22 protein-coding genes are annotated in these 22,239 nt (G+C 63.7%); 4 read left to right on the top strand and 18 right to left on the bottom strand.

Annotated features, from left to right (window positions below):
• Positions 1-104 precede the first annotated feature (104 nt).
• Both AC6I6L_RS12075 and engB read right to left on the bottom strand, forming a co-directional pair.
• Positions 105-1,892, bottom strand: a complete 1,788-nt coding sequence (locus AC6I6L_RS12075; protein WP_497918015.1) for an ABC transporter substrate-binding protein — start codon at positions 1,890-1,892, stop codon at positions 105-107.
• A gap of 382 nt (positions 1,893-2,274) precedes the next feature.
• A complete protein-coding gene (gene engB / locus AC6I6L_RS12070) occupies positions 2,275-2,892 on the bottom strand; it encodes a GTP-binding protein EngB (protein WP_497918014.1) in 618 nt (205 codons plus the stop codon).
• Between the two features lie 90 nt (positions 2,893-2,982).
• On the opposite strand from engB, the gene AC6I6L_RS12065 reads away from it, so the two are divergent.
• Both AC6I6L_RS12065 and arlG read left to right on the top strand, forming a co-directional pair.
• Entirely contained in the window at positions 2,983-4,275 is a 1,293-nt protein-coding gene (locus AC6I6L_RS12065; protein WP_497918013.1) for a TIGR00341 family protein, read from the top strand.
• A 106-nt stretch (positions 4,276-4,381) separates the two neighbouring features.
• Positions 4,382-5,164 carry an archaellum stator protein ArlG gene (arlG, locus tag AC6I6L_RS12060; RefSeq protein ID WP_497918012.1) on the top strand — a complete coding sequence of 261 codons (783 nt, stop codon included), beginning with the start codon at positions 4,382-4,384 and terminating at the stop codon, positions 5,162-5,164.
• 60 nt (positions 5,165-5,224) lie between these two features.
• Here the strand turns inward: arlG and AC6I6L_RS12055 are convergent, their stop codons facing one another.
• Entirely contained in the window at positions 5,225-5,560 is a 336-nt protein-coding gene (locus tag AC6I6L_RS12055; protein ID WP_497918011.1) for a hypothetical protein, read from the bottom strand.
• Between the two features lie 88 nt (positions 5,561-5,648).
• On the bottom strand, positions 5,649-6,632 hold the full coding sequence (locus AC6I6L_RS12050; RefSeq protein ID WP_497918010.1) for an NOG1 family protein: 984 nt from the start codon (positions 6,630-6,632) through the stop codon (positions 5,649-5,651).
• A 253-nt stretch (positions 6,633-6,885) separates the two neighbouring features.
• Here AC6I6L_RS12050 and AC6I6L_RS12045 point away from each other — a divergent pair, with 253 nt between their 5' ends.
• Both AC6I6L_RS12045 and dpsA read left to right on the top strand, forming a co-directional pair.
• Complete coding sequence (locus tag AC6I6L_RS12045; RefSeq protein WP_497918009.1) at positions 6,886-7,290, top strand: DUF5518 domain-containing protein; 405 nt, start codon at positions 6,886-6,888, stop codon at positions 7,288-7,290.
• Between the two features lie 144 nt (positions 7,291-7,434).
• Complete coding sequence (gene dpsA / locus AC6I6L_RS12040; RefSeq protein WP_497918008.1) at positions 7,435-7,980, top strand: DNA starvation/stationary phase protection protein DpsA; 546 nt, start codon at positions 7,435-7,437, stop codon at positions 7,978-7,980.
• A 39-nt stretch (positions 7,981-8,019) separates the two neighbouring features.
• On the opposite strand, the gene AC6I6L_RS12035 is transcribed toward dpsA, so the two are convergent.
• From AC6I6L_RS12035 to AC6I6L_RS11970, 14 genes are all read right to left on the bottom strand, one after another.
• Positions 8,020-8,322 carry an amphi-Trp domain-containing protein gene (locus tag AC6I6L_RS12035; RefSeq protein WP_497918007.1) on the bottom strand — a complete coding sequence of 101 codons (303 nt, stop codon included), beginning with the start codon at positions 8,320-8,322 and terminating at the stop codon, positions 8,020-8,022.
• Between the two features lie 11 nt (positions 8,323-8,333).
• The gene (locus AC6I6L_RS12030) at positions 8,334-8,501 is read right to left on the bottom strand and encodes a hypothetical protein (protein ID WP_497918006.1); all 168 of its coding nucleotides are present in this window, start codon (positions 8,499-8,501) and stop codon (positions 8,334-8,336) included.
• Between the two features lie 92 nt (positions 8,502-8,593).
• Positions 8,594-9,010 (bottom strand): metal-dependent transcriptional regulator, encoded by a 417-nt coding sequence (locus AC6I6L_RS12025; RefSeq protein ID WP_497918005.1) that lies wholly within the window; start codon positions 9,008-9,010, stop codon positions 8,594-8,596.
• A 58-nt stretch (positions 9,011-9,068) separates the two neighbouring features.
• Entirely contained in the window at positions 9,069-9,857 is a 789-nt protein-coding gene (locus tag AC6I6L_RS12020; RefSeq protein WP_497918004.1) for a DUF7260 family protein, read from the bottom strand.
• A gap of 2 nt (positions 9,858-9,859) precedes the next feature.
• Positions 9,860-10,789, bottom strand: a complete 930-nt coding sequence (locus AC6I6L_RS12015; RefSeq protein WP_497918003.1) for a DUF7551 domain-containing protein — start codon at positions 10,787-10,789, stop codon at positions 9,860-9,862.
• Positions 10,790-11,052: 263 nt separating this feature from the next.
• Positions 11,053-12,276, bottom strand: a complete 1,224-nt coding sequence (locus AC6I6L_RS12010; RefSeq protein ID WP_497918002.1) for an ABC transporter substrate-binding protein — start codon at positions 12,274-12,276, stop codon at positions 11,053-11,055.
• A gap of 2 nt (positions 12,277-12,278) precedes the next feature.
• Positions 12,279-13,526 carry an ABC transporter substrate-binding protein gene (locus AC6I6L_RS12005; RefSeq protein WP_497918001.1) on the bottom strand — a complete coding sequence of 416 codons (1,248 nt, stop codon included), beginning with the start codon at positions 13,524-13,526 and terminating at the stop codon, positions 12,279-12,281.
• A gap of 2 nt (positions 13,527-13,528) precedes the next feature.
• Positions 13,529-14,755, bottom strand: coding sequence for an ABC transporter substrate-binding protein (locus AC6I6L_RS12000; RefSeq protein WP_497918000.1), 1,227 nt, complete (start codon positions 14,753-14,755; stop codon positions 13,529-13,531).
• A 57-nt stretch (positions 14,756-14,812) separates the two neighbouring features.
• Positions 14,813-16,765 (bottom strand): ABC transporter ATP-binding protein, encoded by a 1,953-nt coding sequence (locus AC6I6L_RS11995; protein ID WP_497917999.1) that lies wholly within the window; start codon positions 16,763-16,765, stop codon positions 14,813-14,815.
• On the bottom strand, positions 16,762-17,640 hold the full coding sequence (locus AC6I6L_RS11990; RefSeq protein ID WP_497917998.1) for an ABC transporter ATP-binding protein: 879 nt from the start codon (positions 17,638-17,640) through the stop codon (positions 16,762-16,764). Before AC6I6L_RS11990 ends, AC6I6L_RS11995 begins: the two co-directional genes overlap by 4 nt.
• Positions 17,641-17,672: 32 nt before the next feature.
• Positions 17,673-18,815 carry a FecCD family ABC transporter permease gene (locus tag AC6I6L_RS11985; protein ID WP_497917997.1) on the bottom strand — a complete coding sequence of 381 codons (1,143 nt, stop codon included), beginning with the start codon at positions 18,813-18,815 and terminating at the stop codon, positions 17,673-17,675.
• Positions 18,812-19,798, bottom strand: coding sequence for an NAD(P)/FAD-dependent oxidoreductase (locus AC6I6L_RS11980; protein ID WP_497917996.1), 987 nt, complete (start codon positions 19,796-19,798; stop codon positions 18,812-18,814). Before AC6I6L_RS11980 ends, AC6I6L_RS11985 begins: the two co-directional genes overlap by 4 nt.
• A complete protein-coding gene (locus tag AC6I6L_RS11975; RefSeq protein ID WP_497917995.1) occupies positions 19,795-21,006 on the bottom strand; it encodes an ABC transporter substrate-binding protein in 1,212 nt (403 codons plus the stop codon). The genes AC6I6L_RS11980 and AC6I6L_RS11975 overlap by 4 nt, the downstream gene beginning before the upstream one ends.
• Positions 21,003-22,178, bottom strand: a complete 1,176-nt coding sequence (locus tag AC6I6L_RS11970; RefSeq protein ID WP_497917994.1) for an ABC transporter substrate-binding protein — start codon at positions 22,176-22,178, stop codon at positions 21,003-21,005. Before AC6I6L_RS11970 ends, AC6I6L_RS11975 begins: the two co-directional genes overlap by 4 nt.
• Positions 22,179-22,239 lie beyond the last annotated feature (61 nt).

Below are 22,239 nucleotides of genomic sequence, written 5' to 3'. Positions count from 1 at the left end.
GGGCGGCTGACCACGGGTCGATCTCATAGTGTCGTTGTGTTTGTTCATCGCCGAACGAATGTTACGATTTGCGGGACCGAACGGATCGGTCGCCTCGGTTGCCGTCAGGGCTGGCCGTCGATCGAGACCGTGTTGTACTGCTGGTATTCCATGACGCCGTGCATCGGCATGTCGACCCAGTCGTAGGCAAAGCGGTGGACGCGCTCGTGGAGGAGCGGCAACTGGGCGACCATGTCCCAGTTTGCCGCCTCGATCCGCTCGAAAGCCTCGTTTCGGGCCGCCTCCTCTTCGTCGGTAGCGCCGCGGTTGTCGAGGTACTGGTCCCAGGCGTCCGCGGCGTCGTCAGCGTACTCCTCGTCGACGCCGCCGGAAATTCTGGTGAACTGGGGCGCGTCCGGCGTCGGGTGAAGGAACCGGTGGAAGATGTCCGGACCCGGGTAATCCATCCGGTCCCAGAGGGTGAAGGCGTCCATCGTCCCTTCGATGGCCCGGTTGATGATCGTCGCGAACGGTGCCTCGTCGATCGACATGTCGATGTGAGCGGCCTGGACCTGCGAGGCCAGCAACTCGCCAAAGTCCTGCCAGATGCTCTCTGGCATCACCGTCAGCGTCATCTCGTACATGTCGTCTTCGTCGTAGCCCGCCTCTTCCATGACCTGACGGGCCTCGTCGATCTGTTCTTCGGCGTAGCCGTAGGGATACTCCTCCTCGGCGTGCTCCCAGTAGGCATCCTCGCCGCCGGGGTACGTCGACGGGGTAATGATGTGGTAGGCCGGGTCGTACATGTCGTTGAACTCGTTTTCGGCCAGTCGGTGCTGGTCGATGACGTGTGCGATCGCCCGGCGAGCAGCGAGGTCGTCCGTGTTCTCCGTGTTGAACACGATGTAGTGGGAGACGAGGACCTCCGAGGACATGTACTGGACCGTCTCGTCGTTGTCCAGCGGACCGTAGGTTCCGAACTCACGGCCCTGGTCGTCGGTCTCCTCGGTCTCGAGCAGGTCGGGATCGAACTGGGCGGGTTCCATCGTGAACACGTCGAGGTTCTGGTTCAACGCCCGGTTGAGTCGCGCGTTCGAGTCGTCCATGATCGACCAGTGGACGCCGTCGATGCTGGCGACCTCGCCGTGGTAGTCGTCGAAGCGCTCGATCGAGAGGTGGCTGCCTTCCTCCCACTCCTCGAACTGGAAGGGGCCGGTTCCGATCGGGTTCTCGGTTCCGAACTCGCTGCGTTCCATCTCGCCGTCGTAGCCTTCGATGTCGCCGACGACGCCTTCCGGCGTGACGGCAAAGGAGATGTTCGCTAGCTGGTCGAGAGTGATGTAGAACGGTCGGGCGAGTTCGACTCTGAGCGTGTAGTCGTCGACGGCCTCGACGGCGATCGAGTCCGGGACGAGTTCGCCGTCTTCATCGCGCTCGTGGGCGATCTCGAACGTGTCGAACAGGTCGTCTGCGTTACGCGTGTCGGGCGACTCGGCCATCCGCCGCCACGAGTAGACGAAGTCGTCGGCAGTCATTTCGCTGCCGTCGTGGAACTGGACGCCCTCTTTGAGGTCGAACTCGTAGACTCGTCCGTCGTCCTCGGTCCTCCAGTCCTCGGCGAGCTGTCCTTCGACCGGCAGCGACCCGTTCGTGTGCGTGGTCAGTCGCTCGTAGATGTTGTACTCGCCCACGCTGTCGAGCTGGATGATCACCGGATCGAGCGAACTGATCGAGTCGACGGCCATCCGGAGATAGGTGCCGTCGACGTCTTCGCCGTTCTCCTCGTCGATCTCCTCGCCGCCGCTGCAGCCGGCGAGTGCCGTCGCGGCTGCGGTCCCACCGGCAGCCAGGAACGATCGTCGTGAGAGATCGGTTCGTACGGTGTGTCCATCTGCCCCCTCGGTATTGCTCATGAACTACTGTCAAAACTCGTGAAATAGTTGAAAAGCCTTTCGAGATTTGGATACGTTTCTGCGTCCGGGGGACAATAGATCACACTATCGAACCCCTTCCCGATATTACCAAGCTATTATCCAAAAATTGAACTCGAAAACGAGTGGTACTACGCTGACATCAGTCGGACGGTGTCGAGAACGCGCCGCCGAGTGGTGACCGGCGATCGCCGGGCCAGCGGAGATCGAAGACCGATCGGAGCGGAAGACCGTTGAGACGGTCTCCTGTACCGAGTTACTGGTGAAAGGGGACCGTTCCAGCAGCCGGATCGCGATCGTTTCGGGTGTGTCGCCAGTAGTCAGTCTGAAACGCGATCGTCGGCTCGAGCGCGCGAGACGACGGTCAGAAGAATTTGAACAGATCGTCCCGGTTCGCCTCGTGGAGGTGATCGCGGACGGCCTCGTTCAACGGGTCGATCTGCCCGCGCTTGGCGGTGATCGGCGCGATCGTCTCCTGCCACTGCTTCCACGGCGGGTAGAGACCGAGTCGATCGCAGAGTTCGTTCAGGCGCTCGTCGCGATCGTCGACCTTGTCCATCTTGTTGACGGCGACGACGACCGGGATGCCGAGATCGCGCAGGAAGTGAAACATCTCGACGTCGTAGGGGATTTCGTCCGGGCCGGAGTGGCGATCGATGATGTCGATGACGCTCTTGCCGTCGACGACGAGGATCGCAACGAGAACGTTCTCGGCATATTCCTCCAGGTAGTGGACGATGTTTGTCTTGATTTCCTCGCGGTAATCCTCGTGGACGCCGCTCATAAAGCCGAAGCCGGGGAGGTCGGTGATGACGAAGTCCTCGGGGGCCCAGTCGTAGTGATTCGGCTGGCGGGTAACGCCGGGTTTCCCGCCGGTGTCGAAGCTGTGGCCGGTGAGTTCGCGCATGAGCGTGGACTTGCCGACGTTCGAGCGGCCGACGAGGACCACTTCGGCGTCGCGATCGGGGCGCGTATCGAACATACCTCACGCGAGGGACCGCGGGCGGTTATACCCACCGCGACGCGGCGAGAGCGCCGTAAGTTATAGTCCCAGGGCGTCTCATCCATCCACGTGCGACTGGTACAGTTGACGGTTCCGACGGGGAAGCGGGAGACGATCCTCTCGACGCTCGACGATCGGAAGATCGACTACGTCCTCACTGACGAGGACAGCAGCCGGGACTATACGGCAGTGGTTTATTTCCCACTGCCCGCGGCGGCCGTCGAACCCATTCTCGACGAACTTCAGGAGGCAGGGGTCAGCGAGGACGCGTATACGGTCGTCGTCGACGCCGAGACGGTCGTCTCCCGCCGGTTCGAGGAGCTGAAAGCGGAGTACGACGATGGCGACGTCGAATCCGATCGCATCTCACGCCAGGAACTCCAGGCCGAAGCGGACTCGCTGACGCCGACGTTCCGCATCTACGCGACGATGACGATCATCAGCGCAGTCGTCGCGACGGCGGGGCTCCTGCTCAACTCGCCGGCGGTCGTCGTCGGCTCGATGGTGATCGCGCCGCTGATCGGGCCGGCACTCGGTGCCAGCGTCGGCTCGGTGATCGACGACGAGGTCCTGTTTCGCGAGAGCGTGACCTACCAGATCATCGGCGTCGTGCTCGCGATCGCGGCGGCGGCCATCTTCGCCTGGGTAGTCAAGACGACGAACATCGTTCCGCCGGGGTTGAATATCGCTGCCGTCGACGAAATCTCCGAACGGCTCGCGCCGGATCTTCTGTCGCTCGTGATCGCCCTCGGTGCCGGCGTCGCGGGAATCGTCAGTATCGCGACCGGCATCTCCGTCGCGCTCGTCGGCGTCATGATCGCCGCGGCGCTGATTCCGCCGGCCGCCGCCGCAGGTGTCGCGCTCGCGTGGGGCCAGCCGTCGGCCGCGATCGGCTCGACCGCGCTCGTGCTGGTCAACGTCCTCTCGGTGAACCTCGCCGGACTCCTGACGCTGTGGTACGTCGGCTACCGGCCGGAGAACCTGTTCGACCTCAGCGAGACGGAATCGCGCGTTCGCCGACGAGTCGTCGGGCTCGTCGTGATCGTGTTGATATTCGCAGTGTTTCTCGGCGCGATCACGTACACGTCGTGGGCGGCCGGCAACTTCGAGGAGAACGCCCGCGAAGAGGTCGAACTCGCCCTCGAACAGGAGGAGTACGAACAGTTCCAGTTGCTCGATCTCGAGGTCGTCATGGACGACAACTATCCGTTTCGCGGGCCGGATCGGGTGGTCGTCACGATCGGTGGACCTCCCGGTGAGTCAGCGCCGGGATTGGCGGACGTGATTCACGAACGGGTCAACCGTCACTCCGAGGACGGCGTCGGCGTCGAGGTCAGATACGTCGACGTCGTCGAGCGTTGACCGGGGACGATCGGGCCGTCGCGGTCGGAAGCGCCCGCCGTCGGGCTGTCGTGGCCGGTAGGATTATGCGGGTCTGGACCTGTTTTCGGCAATACGGAACGAGGGGATGGTCCGAGCTGCCGTCGTTCAGGTCGTGTTGTTCATCGCCGCCATCAGCGTCGCGACGTTGTTCGCCGGAATGATCGTCACGGAGACGGGGCTGTACGCCCAGTCCGTCGACGCCGAGGCGGACAGGACCGTCGCCGAAATCGACGCCGAGATCGCGATCGCTACCGACCCGGAAGCGGGGGCCACCTACGACGAAGACGGCGCTGACGGTGTGGCGGGGGTGGTCACGCTGTACGTCAAGAACGTCGGCGGCGGGACGCTCTCACCCGCTGCGATCGACGTTCTCGTCGACGGCGAGTACGCCGACACCACTTCGGTCACCGTTCTCGACGCCGACCACGATCACTGGCGCGCCGGCTCGATCGTCGAACTGAACGCGACGGCGACGCTCGATCCGGGCGAGCACCGGGCGCTCGTGTCGATCGACGGGGCGCGGGATCACCTCACCTTCGAACACCGGATCGCTCGGTGGCTGAGTCCCGACGCCGAGGACGGGACCGGCGACGACTGTGACGCCGAAGCGTGTACCGTCTATCTGGACGAAACGGACACGCTCCGCCTGGAGATGGAGACCGAACAGCCACAGACGGGCGAACGCATCGAGTACGCGAGTAGTAACGAGAGCGTCGGCACGGTCGATCCGGAGGCGGACGATACCGATCAGAACGGAACCGGCGCGACGACCCTCACGCTCGAGGCGGCGGGCGAGACGACAGTCACGCTAGATGCCGGCTGGGACGACGACGCGATCGACATTACCGTCGAAGAGTCGCGAACCTGAGTGGGGGATGTAGTATCGCTTTGACGCCGCGGTCCGATCGCGGCCGGATTCTGCCACCGGTCACCGGCCACGAAGTCGATCGACCAACGGAACGCTCGACGTGGAACCGCGCTCGTGTTCGGTGCCGTTCTCGCCACTGTCGTCAACATCGTTTGCGTCGTCGTCGCCGCTCGTCTCGTCGCGTCCGAACCGCCGTCGAAGCCACGTTCGCGGGCCGCCGATCCGGTTGACGAGATACGTCGGAAAGTAGAGGGCGGCGACTCCCAGGGCGAAAAAGCCCGTCCCGGCGACGTACCGGCCCGATCGGAGGAACTCGACGCCGACGATGAACATCGGGCCGGCCATCGACATTCCGGCGGCGGTCTGGAGCATCCAGAGGATCCCCGGTCCCTTCATGGCGATCGCGGCCTCGGCGCTGTCGAGTGTACCGGTCTACGTTGTACGCGTGTCGGTCCAGTTCGCATCGGTCGTCTCGCAGTCACTGTTAGTCCTCGAACGGCAACGTCGGCTCGTGATCGACGGCTGCAACGGCTGCGTCGAGAACGGTCTCGACGTTCTCGCCGGTTTCGACGCTCATGTTGAAATCGGCGTCGGGATCGGCCGTCCACCGATCGGTTCGATCGACTTTGTTCGCCACCGTCAGTACTGGCACGTCCTCGAACTGGGCTGCAATCGAGTCGCGCAGTTCCAGTTGCGCATCGAGCGGGTAGCCACACTCGCCGCTGGGATCGACCATGACGAGCATGCAGTCACTGAGATGTTCGACGGCGCTGACGGCCTGTGATTCGATCTCGTTGCGTTCCGCCGGCGGGCGATCGAGCAGGCCGGGCGTGTCGACGATCTGGTAGCGGACGTGATCGCGCGTGAAGTGGCCGACGCCGATCCCCTTCGTCGTGAACGGGTAGGAAGCCGTTTCGCCGCGGGCGTTCGTCACGTCGTTGACGAACGAGGATTTGCCGACGTTGGGGTAGCCCGCGACGACGATCGTCGGCTCGTCGGGATTGATCTCGGGCAGGCCGCGCAAGTCGTTACGCGATTTGTTGATGTAGAGCAGTTCGTCGTCGATCTGCTCGACGATGTCCGCGAGCCGGGCGAAGGCCTGTTTCCGGTGTTTCCGGGCCGTATCGACGTCGGTCTTCCGGAGTCGGGGCTGGTACTCCTCGTGAATCTCGCGGGCCTTGCGGCTGGCCCACATCACCTCCGAGAGGCTCTGGCGGAGTTTATCGACATCAACGATCGCGTCCGCGAGTTCGTAGTAAAACGGGTGGACGTCGTCTTCGTACTCGAAGTCGGGCCACGCCGTGACCACGTTCTCCAGGTTATCGGAAATGATGTTTGCCGCCGTCTGGAGCATCGACTGCTGGGCCTCGAGACCCCCTTTGGCCTTGCCGGCCCGCGCTGCCCGCGAAAACGCCTTGTCGATCAGCTCTTCCGACGTGGGCGTCGTCGGAAGGTCTTCGAAAATCATGCCGATAGCTAGACGGCGCATTCTTAAAAGGTCGTTCGTTACGTCGCCGGCTGTCACTGGCTGGCAGGGCGGGCCGCTTGGCAGATTGCAGACTGGGCCGCTCGACGGATTGCAGACCGGGCCGTTGCGGATTGCAGACTGGGCTGGTCAGTCGGTTGCAGGCGGAGCGAACCCGGCTCGCGGCGGTCGACTCGCGATCGACGGTTCGATCGCTCGCCGTGGGCTTATTTTCTCCGAGCCCCTACGACCGACCATGACGAACTGGCGTGCCGTGCTCATCGGCTTTCTCGTCGCGGCGGTGCTCGGAATCATCGGTCTCACGCTCCCCGGCGTCGGACAGCTCGCGGCGGGGCTGATCGGCGGCTTCGTCGCCGGCTACCTCGCTGGCGGCGGTCTCGCTCGGGGCTTCTGGCACGGACTGCTCGCGGGCGCGCTCGGGGGCATCGTGGGCGGACTCCTCATCGCCCTCGTCGTCGGCATCGCCGGCTGGGCGGGCGGCCCCCTCGGCGGTGCGATCACCGGCGTCGCCGGCATCGGTATCTTCGCGATCGCCGTCATCGTCTCGTTCGTGATGGCGATCGAGAGCGCGATCGCGGGCGCTGTTGGCGGCGTGCTCAATCCCGATCGGCCCGAGTATCCTCGTGACTCCTATCAGTAAGGTCGAGGCATTCCCTACAGCCCAGTAGCATATCTCCGGTGACGAGTCGATTCGGTGAGCCGTGTGAGAGAGTTTTAGGTCGTGCGAAAAAATATATGCATACTGATAAGTTTTAAGTCCGTGGGGCGACAAAGGTGCGTTGTGATGAATACACAGCAGTCGGTCCGACAGGAAGCGGACACGGTCGAAGAGAACGCACTCCGACTCGACACCGAAAAGGCCGAACAGATCGTCGACGCGCTAAACACGGACCTCGCCGACGCGTACGTCCTCTACCACCAGCTCCACAAACACCACTGGAACGTCGAGGGGGCGGAATTCCTCGAGATTCACGTCTTCCTCCAGGAGGTCTACGAGGACGTCGAAGACGCCGCCGACGACCTCGCGGAGCGACTGCAGGCTCTCGGTGGCGTCCCGCACGCGAGCATGACGACGCTCGCCGAGAAGGCGACCGTCGAGCCGGAAGACGAGGACGTCTACGACGTTCGGACGTCGCTCGAAAACGATCTGGAGATGATGGGCGACATCATCGAGAGCTACCGACAACACGTCGAACTCGCCGAGGGACTCGGCGACTACGCGACGGGCGAGATGCTCCGCGAACAACTGGCGACGATCGAAGAACACACACACCACATCGAACACTACCTCGAAGACGACACGCTCGTTCTGGAGTCAGCGACGAACTGAGCTGCGGTCCGGGGTACGCGACGCGTCGCGACCGTCTCGTTATTTGACGCCCGGTGCGTTTTCGTCGGTCCGTCCGGGGAGTTCCAGCTCTATTTCGAGTTCCGGGTCACCGACCCCGTCGAAGTCGATTTCGAGTTCGACCGGCTCACCGAAGGCGAACGGAAGTTCCCACTCGTCGTCGACCAGCGTGAGTTCCTCGCCGTCGCGAAGCTGTTCGCCGAGTGCGATCAGGAACGAGCCAGCTTCGCTCGCGTCGAGTCGGTACTCCTGTTCGAACTTGCGTCCCGTTCGGATCGTCGTTCGATCGTCGTCCCCGTCGGTCTCTGATGGTGTCTCTGGCATGGTTCGTTTCGCTACCGGACCTGTTCGATACTCACGTCGCTTGCGATCCAGCCGTCGGCGTTTCCGGACTCGATGAATACGACTTTCTCCGGCGCGCTCTCACAGACGATTAGATCCGGTCTCTGATCCGATTCAGACTCCGATCGAGCCTCGGCGTGGGACTCCGTACTGGCGGCCATATCTCCTTTTAGGCCTACCTAAAATATAAATCGTCTGGTCTCCGCCGAGCGTCTCGACGTCCCCGGACGGGCTGTGGTCGCCCACCCGATCGCTACGAAGAATCCCCGGAACACTGGCCGGGGAGGGTCTCGGCGGTTTGCGCGCGAGGACCGGTCTCGATCGGAAGCGTCGCGATCAACCGTTCGGTAACCGTCGGGCTGACCGTCCCGGCGAGTTCCATCGCCTCGCGCTCGTACTCCTCGAGGTCGAGGACGACTCGGAAGAACCACGACAGCGTGACGTACGCTTCGTGGAGTTCCGCAGCGGTCTCGTGGCCCGTTTTCGTAAGTGTCGCCCCCTCGTAGGGCTCGTGGGTAATCAGCCCGTCCGACTCGAGTCGCTGGAACATCTCCGTCGTGGCCGCCGGTGATCGATCGAGCATCTCGGCGATCGTGCCGGGTGAGACGGGTGGCGACTGTCGATGTTCCGTGATGTACAGCGCCAGGAGATACTGTGTGGCCCGTGTCATCGATCGGTGCCTCCATCGATACCCGAAGTCGTCCCGTGAGTGCTCGGCGTCATCTCGATCACACCCTCCGCGTAAGGTGGTCCCGTACCGCTCGCTGACACTCCCGGCACGCGGTATCGAGCCGGGAAACGGTCACCAGAACCGGATACGCTGTCGACAGGTCTCCGTAGAGGTACGGGACGAGGTTCCGGTGTCGGAGTCTGGTCTCAACGGCCCGTCCGGTCGCCGTGCGGAGAAACGACTGCCGATCGGTCGCGAGTTCGCCGCAGCGCTCGCGGTGGGTCGCCAACGTCTCGTGGCGAGACCGGAGCGCGTCGAAGCCGAGTTCGATCAGGGGCGTCTCGTCGGTGGTCGCGATCCACCCCGTAATCTCGTCGACCGTCTCGCTTGCGTCTTCGAGGGACGCGAGCTCGCGATCGAGTGCCTCACGTGTGACCTCCATCTCGGTCCGCCGGCTCTGGGCCTCCGCGAGTACGCCGCGTTTCAACGGTTCCGAAAACGGCGTGTTCGACGCCGGCGCGAGCGCGACGGCGATCGTGTCGCTCAACTCGCTTCGAATCGTTTCGAGGAGTGGCTCGGACCCGTCCACGTCGGCGACGCTGTGTGGGCGAATCGTCTCGGCGAACGCAGTTCGAACCGCCTCGCAGCCGCCAGTAGTCGATACGCTCGTCCGACGTTGCGCTCCCGCCGTCGAGACGACACTCTGCGTGGCCGTCGGCGTCGACGCAGACGGAAGGCCGGCGACGCGATCCATAAACGATTCGATCGCCTCGATCTTCGCCTCGATCGCCGCCCGTTCGCCTCGAACCCTGTCTTGAGCCGTATCGATTGCTGTCGAGACACTCATACTTACAGCTCCGTGCGAATCGGTGTGCGAGTCAGTCCGTTCGGCTCGCCGCCGCGACCGAGTTCGAGCGTGAGTTGCCAGCCGTCGTCGATCGATTCGACCTCGGTCCTCGTCGGCGGCCGCTCCAGTCCGTGGCGGAAGAGGTCGACCGTGATGGGCAACACCGGCAGACACCCGTCCCGTGGCGACAGCGCGTATCCGGACCACCGCACGACGACCGATCGACTCCAGTCGTCGAGGGCGGTCGACCACGACGAGCGCGAAAACCCCTCGACGAGGCCGTACTCCTGTAACTCGGAGAACGTTGCGGATACCGGTTCGTCGGCCTTCGGCGGCGGATCGAGGCGGCGGGCCGCCCGAGCGAGGACCGCGGCCTGTTCGTGCGGCGAGAGCCGCTGGGAAAGCTCTCCAGCCATGCTTTCGAGCAGACACAGACAGAGTTCATCGGGATCCGTCAGCTGCTCGGCCAACTCGAAGTAGCGGTCCATGATCGCCGTCTCGACGCCGTGATAGCCGCCGTCGGAGAGCGCCTCGAATACGACGGCGGCGATCCGATGACAGAACTCGACTATCTGTCGCCGGTCCGCGTTTCGGTGCGATCGAGTGATGATCGGCTCGGTAAGCGTCCACCGCTCGTCGTTCGAACAGCAGGTGTCTGACCCGCCGGCGTAGTCGTGGTGGGGGCGTCGATCGTACTCCTGACAGACGATGATGTCGTAGCACGGAACCTGCGGATCGTATCCGCGGAGTGCGGCCCGGTACTGTTCGGTCGCGCGGGCGGCCGCCCGTGCCGTTGCTCTGTTCTCGAAGCGCAGCCCCGCCGCGGGGACGGGACGATCGCCGTAGCGCGCACAGACGAGGTGGTACTCGCCCGACTCGGTGGCGAGCGTCTCGATGTGCTTGCGAATGTCGTCGAGTGTGGTTCCGATCATCGGTCCGTTCTCGGTGTCGCTGGCGTTCGATTCGTGCCCGCCGACGGCTCACAGGCGCGGACGGTACCCTGCTCGGCGCCCACGGACTCGTCGGTGCCGCTCCGACCGGATGGCAGGGTCGGCTGGCACCCACCCCCAGAATCTGTGGACACGAGCGATCAGTTTCTCCGGGGACTCGGATGCGTGCGCCGTTCGTCCGGACGAGACTCGGCGGCGGCGTTACCGACGACCATTACGTCTTTCGGAACGGTGCTCCCCATCGCTCAGATCTCTCCGTTGACGATATCTGCCAGCCGCTGGCGATCGAACAGCTGTTCGTCTGCCGGCGTCTCGCCCAGCCCGTGCCACGCCCCGAATTCGTCAGGATGCAGTTGCTTGGCGAGCATCTCCGTCTGGAAGAGGTTGATGATCGGGCCCTGGTAGGCGGTTCCGCCCAGATAGAGGCGATCGTTCTGGACGGCGGTCAGTTCCCTCCCCAGGGAATCGTCGGTCATCGATTCGATCGTGACCCGTGCTTCCTCCCGGTTGGGGACGCCGAAGTGGAAGACGAACGCGTCCGGATCGTACTCGACGAGTCCTTCGTAGTCCATTTTGACCGAGGACTCGCCGCCGTATGCGCCCGCGAACGCGTCCGTTACGCCCAGATCGCGGTACTGCTTTTTGCCGTAGGTTTTTTCGACCTCGGATATCGGGTTGTAGACCGCGAACGACCCGTTCTGCGGGTCGGGCCACGTCGGGTGGATCAGCCCGATCGACGGTCGCTCGGACGCCGGTGGCAGGCGATCGATGACCGACTCGATCGTCTCCCGGTGGAGGTCCGCCATCGCCGTCGCGCGCTCTTGTTGCTGGAACGCCTGACCGTAGATTTCGAGCTGTTCCCGGATGCTGTAGTACTCGTAGGGTTGCCCGTCGGGCCACGCCCCATCGTAGAAGTCCTCGCCGCGTTTCCGCCGGCTCGCGTTGCCGAGAAACGGCGCGACGGTCTCGATGATCTCCTCGATATCGTCGTTCTCGAAATTCCAGAGTCGGTTCGGATCGACCGTGATGAGGTCGGGTTCCAGTTCGTAAAACCGCTCCTTGTCGACGTTCCCCTCGTCGGTGATGAGGTAGCCCCAGTCGTCGGTGTCGACCGAGACGCCGGGCAGTTCGTCGTAGAAGCCGGTATATCCCACCCAGCTCAACATGTCGACCAGCCCGTTGGCCTGACCGAGGGCCACCCCGATGTCCGCGTCCATGCCGAAGCCGGCGATCCACCGTTCGGGAACGTCGTCGAACGTCACCTCGCCAACGGGGTCCATCGTCACCGTGTACGACTCGTCACCGTCGCCATCATTGTCGTTGGTCGACTCCGTCTCCGAAACCGGCTCCGAACCGTCGCTCGTACAGCCCGCCAGGAGGGTTCCGCCGACGATCGCCCCGCCGTACTTCATCGTCTCTCTGCGCGTCGGTGCCTCTGTACCGTGTTGAACCGTGTTGTTGTCCTTCATGGTTAGAATTCTCCGTCGATGATCTCCGCAACGCGCTGTCGATCGAACAGCTGTTCGTCTGCCGGAACGTCGAGCGGGGCGTCCAGATCGACCTCGCCGAACTCCTCGGGGAAGAACAGCCGCGCGGTCAGTTCCGTCTGGAAGGCGTTAATCAGGGGTCCCTGTTCGGCGGTCGGGCCGGGGAGCACGCGTCCCTCCTGTACCGCGGTAAGCTGGCTCCCGACGTCGTGGGTTTCCATGGGCTCGACGAACTGTTCGCGGAATGCCTCGGTGTCGAAGGCTCCGTCGCCGTCGAAGGTGACTGAACCGGTGGTGACACCCCAGTGAACGACGATCATGTCGGGGTCGACATCCAGCATCGTCTCGTAGTCGGTCTGTCCGTACTGGCCGGTTTCCACCTCGGCGAACGCGTCAGCCTCGACGAGATCGAGGTCGCGATAGGGCTTCATTTCGTAGCCGTCGTCCTCCAGATAGAGGACGTAGAACTCGCCTTGCTCCGGGGCGGAGCCGCTGTTGATCAGACCGATCGACGGCGGGTCCGGATTCGCCGGCAGACGCGAGTCGATCTCCGAGTGCAGGTCGTCGTGGAGGTCGAACCACGCCTCGGCGCGCTCGCGCTCGTCGAAGACGGTTGCGACGGCGTCGAACGCCTCCATCATCGACGGGGCCTGCTCAGGATAGCCCAACTCCTGTTGCCACTCGCCTCTGATCCGGCGGTTGTGGCAGCCGAAAAACGGCGCGACGCCGTCGCTGATTTCGTCCGTATCGACCTCGTCCCAGTTGGTGTCCCACGCTTCGAGCAGATTCGGGTCGATGAGGAACAGGTCGGAATCGCGCTCGTAGAACGTCTCTTTCGACCAGCCGTCGCCCTGCCACAGCGGCGGATACCCGGCGTCGTAGTCGATATCGAACCGATCGTAGAACAGCGTAGGAGCGCTGTATCTGTTCGTCTGGAGCGTCTCCGCCTGCCCGAGCGAGACGACCATGTCCGCCCAGCCCATATTGTAGGTGGTGACCGACTCGGGGACATCGTCGAATTCCAGACAGCCAACCGGAAAGAGACACGCCTCGCGCGCGTCTCCGGTCTCCCCGTCCGAATCCGGCCCGTCGGTACCGCTGGAATCGGTATCCGAATTTCCGCCGGTACAGCCTGCGAGGAGGCTGCCGCCGACGATCGTCCCGCCGTACTTGATTGCGTCTCTGCGCGTCGGTGCTTCTGTATCGTGTTGAACCGTATTGTTGTCCCTCATGTTCAGAATTCTCCGTTGATGATGTCCGCCACTCGCGCGTGGTCGAACAGCTGTTCGTCTTCGCTAAACGCCGGGTAGCCGTCCCCGGTCTCGTATTTCGGCCACTCTCCAAACTGGTCCGGATAGAGCTGCTTCGCCGTCATTTCCAGTTGGAGCAGGTTCTGGAGCGGTCCCTGGAAGGACTGACCGGACGCGTAGAAGCGATCGTTCTGCACCGCGGTGAGTTCCGACCCGACCGGATCGGTTTCGACGGTCTCGACGATCGATTCCCAGTCGTAAAACGGCGTCACCGCGAAATTGTGGAGGATGACGTCCGGATCGATCTCCAGCAGTCCCTCGAAGTCGTAGCTGGCGTCGTAGTTCTCGTCGTAGGTCCGGTTGCTGTTGGCAAAGGCGTCGCGGGCCCCCAGCGGACGAACGTGGGCTTTTCCGAAGCCGGGCCCGGAGATCTTGTACGGCGAGAACTTCCCATCCCAGAACGCCACCAGCCCGACCGTCGGCCGTTCGCTCGCGGGCGGTAGATTCGATCGAATCGTCGCGTACAGATCGTCGTAGACCGCTTTGAGCGTCGCGAAGCGCTCTTCTTCCTGAAAGACCGCCGCGACCCGCTCGGTAATCTCCCAGATGGTGTAGTACTGGTAGCCCTCCGCCCAGTCCTCTGGCGGACTCGTGTGTTCGCGGCTGTAGCGGTTCGCAAAGAACGGTCCGACGGTCTGACGGATCTCCTCGGTGTCCGCCGTCGACCACCCTTCGAACGTCGACAGCCACGCCGGGTCGATCAGGTGGACGTCGCTGTCGAGTTCGTAGAGCAGTTCCCGGTCGAACGAGCCGTTCGAGAACAGCTCCGTGAGTCCGTCGCCGTCGAAGGAAACGCCATCGAAGTGATCGATGAAATACGAGAGCGTGGACTCGTACGAGGCGAATCCCAGCGAGTTGAGCGCGTCCTGGTGACCCAATGCGACGAGCATATCCGCGTACTGCGGACTGTAGGCCATCACGTTCGACGGGACCTCCTCGAACTCGACGGCTCCGACCGGCGACATCGTCACCGAGTACGGTTCGCCACCGGGTTCCGACCCATCCACGTCGCCGTCCGATTCCTCGCTCGACTCTTCGCCCGAATCACCGCTCGTACATCCAGCAAGAAGGCTCCCGCCGACGATCGTGCCCCCGTACGTGATCGTCTCCCTGCGCGTCGGTGTGCCGCGTGTCGTCTCGTCTCTGGCCATATTTTTAGGCTCACCTAAACCATCATAACCGTTTCGATTTTTAGGCTGGCCAAAAAATCACCGTTCCGCGATCGAGTCGACCGATCGATCGACGACCGCCTCGGGGAGGGACTCGATCTCGCCGGCCTGAATTCCCCAGAGGCTCGCGTACAGCCCGTTCGCTGCCAGTAGCTTCTCGTGGGTCCCGCGCTCGACGACGCGACCGTCTTCGAGGACGACGATCGTATCGGCGTTGTTGATCGTCGAGAGCCGGTGGGCGATCGCGAGCGTCGTCCGGTCGGCGGCCAGCCGGTCGAGCGATCGCTGGATGAGGTACTCTGTCTCCGTGTCCACGGCCGAGGTCGCCTCGTCGAGCAGCAGAATTCTGGGGTCCTGTAGTACGGTGCGAGCGATGGCGATCCGCTGGCGCTGGCCGCCCGAAAGCTTCACGCCGCGCTCGCCCACGCGGGTGTCGTATCCGTCCGAGAGGTTCTGGATGAACTCGTGGGCCGCAGCCGCCTTCGCCGCGTCGACGACCTCCTCGCGGGAGGCCCCGAACCGACCGTAGCGGATGTTCTCGGCGATCGTCCCGTCGAACAGGAACGTCTCCTGGCTCACGTAGCCGATCGACGACCGCAGGTGCGCGAGTTTCACGTCTCGAACGTCGCGGCCGTCGATCCGAACCGCGCCCTCCGTCACCTCGTAGAGTCGCAAGAGGAGTTTGGCGACGGTCGATTTGCCCGCTCCCGTCGGGCCGACGATCGCGACCGTCTCGCCGGGTTCGATCTCGATATCGACGTTCTCGAGGACGGTTTCACCGTCCGTCTCGCCGGAGTTGTTCTCTTCTGCGGGACGTCCCCCACCGTCGTCGTACGCGAACGTGACATTGTCGTACTCGATTCGTCCTTCGATCGATTCGAGGCCGATCGCGTCCGAGCCGGTTTCGATGCGGACGGGCACGTCCATCAGCCCGCAGATTCGTTTACCGGAGGCGCGGGCGTTCTCGTACCAGTCGACGATGTTCGAAAGCTGGGCCATCGGTCCGGTCAGCCGCTGGGTCAGGAGCATGAAGACGACGAACTCGCCGGTGGTGAGGTCGCCGGAGAAAAACGGCGGCGGTCCCGAGAACACCCAGAGACCGCCGACGACGAACGTTGCGAGCAGCGCCGCGCCCGTGATCAGTTCCATCCCCGGCCGATAGAAGTAACTCAGCTTCAACACGTCCATCTGGGCGTCGAAGACGTCCCGAGAGACGCCGCGGACGCGTTCGTTCTCGTAGGCCTCGGTTCCCGTCGTTTTGACGAGTTGGATGCCGCTGAGTCCGTTCTCGATGCGGGTGTTCAGGTCGCCGATGGTCTCCCGGACGGTCGTGTATCGGGGTTCGATGACGCGGACGAACCACCAGGTAAAGCCCACGAGCAGCGGTACCGCTCCCAGTGTGAAGAGTGCGAGTTGCCAGTTCGTATACAACAACGCGGCGGTGATACCGACGACGATCACACCGATTCGAACGCTGTCTCCGAGCGCATTGTCGAAAAATATCTCCAGATTCGAGGTGTCGTTATTGAGAATCGACATGATCTCGCCGGTTTCCTTGTTGTCGAAGAATGTCATGTCGAGGCGCTGCATCTTCTCGTAGGCCTCGGTTCGAATCGTGTACATCACGCCGTGGGCGAAGAAGTTCATCGCCACCCCGCGAACCCACTGCAGTATCGCCCCGCCTGCGAGAGCGATGGCGACGATAATCGCGGAGAGCCGGAACTGCGCGGTCGGCTCCGTCGGGAGCCACGCCTCGGGGACCAGCGGCAGCGCGTACGCGCTCTCGCCCGTGAAGACGGCGTCGATCGTCGTCCCGAGTACGATCGGCGTCACGAGCACCGACCCGTAGGCGAACACGCTCGCGAGGAGTCCGACGGCGAGCCAGCGCCATTCGCCGCGGCCGTAGTTCCGAGACAGGCGAACCAGCGGCTGCGTTACCTGCTCGCGATAGGCGTCGAGCGCCGTCTCGAATCCGTCGCCGTCGTCGGTCACCGATCGGCCTCCGGATCGTCGTGTCTGGCGCGAAGCGGCGTCACCCGCGGTCCGCGATCGGTGCGTTCGACCTCGGCGTCGACTTCGAACACGTCCGCGAGCATCCGCTCGGTGACGACCGCTTCGGGGGCGCCCCGAGACCGAATCTCGCCGTCTTTGAGGACGACCATGCGGTCTGCAAGGCGGGCCGCCTGCTCGATGTCGTGGAGGACGACGACGACCGTGACCTCGCTGTCCTCGCGGAGCGTCTCGATGATCTCCATCACCTCGAGTTGGTGGTGGAGATCCAGAAACGTCGTCGGCTCGTCGAGCAACAGGACGTCGGTGTCCTGGGCGAGGACCATCGCGATCCACGCTAGCTGTTTTTGGCCGCCGCTGAGGCTGCCGACCTCGCGATCGCGGAGGTGGCCACAGCCGGCCAGTTCGATCGCCTCGTCGACCGCTCGGCGGTCCGCGTCGGTCACAGGCTCGAAGAACCCGCGGTGGGGGTACCGACCGTGGAAGACGAGTTCCTCGACGCTGATGCTGTCGGGCGAGGTGCTCTCCTGGGAGAGCAAGCCGAGTTTTCTGGCGAGGGCCTTCGTCTCCATCTGGTGGACGTCCCGGCCGTCGAGCACCACCGTCCCTTCGTCGGGGGTGAGCTGATTCGCCAGCCCCTTCAGGAGCGTGCTCTTGCCCGAGCCGTTCGGACCGACCAGCGCGGTGACGGCTCCGGGCTCGGCGGCGATCGATTCGCCGTCGATCACTGGCTCCTCGGTGGCCGGATACCCCAGCACCAGCGTCTCGCCGTCGAGTTCGCTCGCGGCGTTCGTCGGCGGCGTGCGGTTTTCTTCACTCTCGTCCGATTGCAGGATCGACGCCCTGTTCAGTACCATTCGGCTGTCACCCGCGTTCTGTTCGCTGCCATTCAGATTTCACCCATGTTCTGCTGTCTCCGCATGAGATACAGGAAGTACGGTCCGCCGACGAGTCCGGTGACGATGCCGACGGGAATCTGCGCGTCGGCCCCGACGAGCACGCTCATGCCGAGTCGTGCGCCGACATCGGCACCCACCATCAGTGCGGGGCCGACGAACAGACAGCCGACGATCAGCTTCTTGTAGTCGCTGCCGACCAGATTCCGGACCACGTGCGGGACGATCAACCCGACGAAGCCGACGATGCCCGCGACCGCGATGCTCGCGGCGGCGGCCAGCACGGCGACCCCCGACAGTGCGAACCGGACCTTCTCGATCGACATACCCAGCGACTTCGCGGTCTGTTCGCCCAGCAAGAGGACGTTGAGCTGTCGGGAGCCAGCGATCGCCAGCAACACGGCTACCGCCGTCCATGGGAGCGCGATGCGAACCTGCTCCCAGTCCGTGCCGGTGAGCGAGCCGGTGGTCCACGCGATCGCCGACTGGACGACGCCGATGTCGTCGGCGAAGAAGAACAGCGCCGTCTGCAGACTGCTGAACACGGTCCCCACGATTACGCCCGCCAGCACGAGTCGAACCGGCGACGTGCCGTTCTTCCAGGCGATGGCGTAGACGATCAGGAATGCGACCGCCCCGCCGGCCGAGGCGATGATCGGCAGGAACGCCGAGAGGCTGCCGAAGACGACCAGCGTCAGCAGAATCATCAGTCCTGCACCCGAGGAAACCCCGAGGATGAACGGACTCGCGAGTTCGTTTCGCGTGACCGCCTGGAAGATCGCCCCGGACACCGAGAGGTTCATGCCGACGAGGACGGCGACGAACACCCGCGGCAGGCGGATGTTCCAGACGATGAGGCTCTCGGTTTGCATCTCCGGCATTTCGCCGCCGAACAGGAACGCGTTCCAGGCCTGTCCGTTGAAGATCACCGCCGGATCGAAGACAGCCTGCCAGGCCTGCCCGATCGTCATCGAAAACGCGCCGAAACTCACCTGGATCAACCCACCGACGAAGACGACCGCGAGACTGCCGAGCGCGACCGCGACGAGTTTCGGATCGAACAGCCACGCGATCCGGCTGGTCCCCGTCGTCGAGACGGGGTCGTTTACGCCGCCGATCGGTGATTCGCCGCTCATGGTGCTCGAAGCTCCGATTCGGTCGTTTCGTCGGCGTACTGGCGTATCGTTTCGTCGTCGATTGCCTCCAGCAGCGCCGTCTCGTCGACGGCTCGGACGACGGCCTCCGGGTCGAGGTGGGCCGCGATCGTCTCCTGTCCCGTCTCGGCTCGCGCCTCGATCTCCGCCGGCGTGACGTACGACGACAGCGAGTCGTCGATCGACGCCTCGCGAACGCGCCGGAACCGCTCGGAATCGGGATCGATCGGCGCGGTCTCGGCGTGGTGGTCGTCGAACCACTCGACCCACGCCTCGCGATCGGCCCACTCGTCGTCGCGTTCGGCCTTGCGGCGCACCCAGTCGACGCCGACGGCGGCGTCCTCCCACCAGCCGTCGTCGATACGGGCGTCGGCCACGACCCGGCGGGCGATCCGCGCACCGCGTCCGGCCGCGACGATCGCCTGCATGTCGGCCTCGTCGGAGGGCGAGGCGACGTACAGGCCATCGACGGGGGTGGTACCGTCCGTCTCGGCGTAGTCACCGCTGAAGGTCTCGTGTTCCTCGCCGTCGTGTTCGTACGTCTCGAACATCGCCGCGTCGTCGTCCAGCCCGCGCATGTACTCGCCGTCGTAGCGCGTCGCGGCGACGACTCGTCGGGCGGTGACCGGCTCGCCCTCCTGGGGTTCGACGACGAACCCGTCGCCGTCGTCGGTTCGATCGATCGATTCGACCAGGTCGGAGACGAACGCACAGCCGGCGGTCTCGGCGTGGTCGTGTATCAGCCCGTACAGCGTCTCGATGTCGATTCCGGCGGGGAATCCGAGGTAGTTCTCCAGGTAGGCACACCGCTTGATCGACGATCGGCCGCGATCGAAGATGACCGTCTCGAGCCCCGCTCGGGCGGTGAACACGCCCGCCGAGCAACCTGCCGGACCGCCGCCGACGATGGCGACGTCGTGGTCGTACTCGGTGTGTCCCTCCGTTGTCGCCTCAGTTTCGGTCATTCGTCGAAGTTCCCGCTGATGATGTCTGCAACGCGTTGGCGATCGAATAGCCGTTCGTCCGCCGGAACGTTCGGGTACTGCTCGGGATCGAACGCGCCAAACTCCTCGGGATAGAGTTGCCGCGCCGTGAGTTCGGTCTGGAAGAGGTTGACGATGGGTCCCTGTTCGCCCCACGCGCCGGGCAAGATGTTCCCTTCTCGAACCGCAGTCAACTGCTGGCCGACCGAGTGGTCTCGCATCGGTTCGAGCCAGGTCGACTGAAACTCCTCGTAATCGAAGTCCGTTCCACCGTGCTCGCCGATACCCCAGTGGACGATGAGCACGTCCGGATCGACGTCGAGGAGGTACTCGTAATCCGCCTCGCTGCCGCCGCCGTCGGTGTCCTCGAACGCGCTCACCGCACCGAGGTCGCGGTAGGTCTTCAGTTCGTAGCCGTCCGCGGAGATGTCCATCGGATAGAACAGGTTCTCCGATGGCTCCGACCCGCCGTTGATCAGCCCGACGGCGGTTCGATCGCTCTTGGGCGGGAGACGCGACTGAACCTCGTCGATGACGTCCGCGTGAATCTCCGCGAGCGCCTCGTAGCGATCTTCCTTCTGGAAGACGGCTGCGACTTTCTCGAACGCTTCGTACAGAGTATACAGCGGGTAGTCGTGTTCCGCCCGAAAGTCACGACGGCGACGACAGTTGTTTCCACAGATCGGACCGACCATCTCACCGATCTCGTCGAGGTCCCCGTCGTCCCAGCTATCGTCCCAGTATTTGATCGCGATGGGATCGAGGAAGTGAACGTCGGCGTCAGTTTCGTAGAACACCTCCTTATCGTAGCCGCCGTCCTTCCAGAAGTCGACGTTCGCGTCTCGATCGATCGATACGTCGACCTCGTCGTAAAATAGCTGCGGGGCCGGGTAGGAGCCGTTCGAGAGAATCCCGTCCTCGACGCCGAGTGCGACACCCATGTCGACCCACGCACCGCCTTCGGCGACCCACGTCTCCGGAATTTCGTCGAACCGAACGGTCCCGGCCGGCTCGATGTCGACGCTGTAGCCATCGGTTTCGTCCGTTCCTCCCGTAGCATCCACTTCGTTGCCGGCGTCCGTCTCATCGGTACATCCGGCGAGCATGCCGCCGACTGCGACCGATCCGCCGTACGTGAGCGCGTCTCTTCGCGTCAGGCTCCCGTCTCCAGTCGTGTCGTCGTTGTTCATTGGTCGTCTCCGGTAATGATACCCGCAACTTCGTCGCGATCGAACAGTTCGCCGTCGAACGCCTCGGGGTAGAGCAACGTCGCGAACCGCTCGGTGAGGAACAGATTTTGAATCGGGCCCTGGTAGATCGGGCCGCCCCGGTAGACATCCTCGTTCTGGACCGCGGTGAGTTCGCTCGCAACGTCGTGATCTTCCATGTACGCGAGGACCGTCTCGACGAACTCGTCACGGCTCTTGTCCTCGTGGCCGCGCACGAACAGCATCTCCGGATCGACGTCCAGCATCGTCTCGTAGTCGATCTGTCCGCGATCGTCCGTCGAGAGTCCCTCGATGCCGGTGCCCGACAGCGCGTCCGAGACGCCCAGATCGTGGAAGTGTTTCTTGTTCGTCCCCATGTCGGTGAGTCGGTACGGCGAGAACGCGTCGGGCTCGTCGGAGCCGGCAAAACAGAGGAGTCCGCTCGGACGGCTGTCGGCCGACGGCAGCGCCGTCTGAACTCGAGTGATGAGGTCTTCGTGGACGGATGCGAACGCCGCGTACCGGTCTTCCTGCTGGAAGATCCGTGCGACTTTCTCGAACGCCTCGTACATGTCGTAGTACCGGTAGTCGTGCCACGGATCCGTCCGCCGGAAAATCGTGTTGCCGATGAAGGGTGCGACGGTTTCGGTTAGCTCGTCGATGTCGGACTCGTCGAGTCCAAAAAAGGCGTTCTCGAGGAGCCACCGCGGGTCAGTGAGGTGGACGTCGTTGTCCAGTTCGTAGTAGAGTTCCCTGTCGATCCCCTCGTCGTAGATTTCGGTGATACTGTCCTCGTCGACGCTGACCCCGTCGAGTTCGTCGTAGTAACCGGTGTGATAGCGGGATTTGACGCCGACGGCGGTGAGTCCGTCCGCCTGGCCGAGCGCGACGCCCATATCGGCGTATCCCGGGAAGTACGACTCCCACGTCTGCGGGACGGCTTCGAATTCGACTTCTCCGACAGGGGCCATCTCGACCGTATAGGGTTCGCCCTGCGCGGACGACTCCGACGAGTCCGGCGATTCCGACGGTTCGGAATCCGCGTCGCTGTCGTCAGCACATCCCGCTAACAGGCTCCCGGTCACGACCGCCCCACCGTACCTGATATAGCTCCGCCGCGTCGGTCCGCCGTTCCCGTCCGTTTCTCTCGACATACGTTTTAGGCTTACCTAAATATATAAATCGCTTTCGAATTTTAGGCGGGCCTAAATCTAG

The sequence above is a fragment of the Halosolutus sp. DAT137 genome, assembly GCF_059736405.1.
The sequence above is the reverse complement of the archived record's forward strand: the minus strand, read 5'-3'. Positions and strand labels throughout refer to the sequence as shown.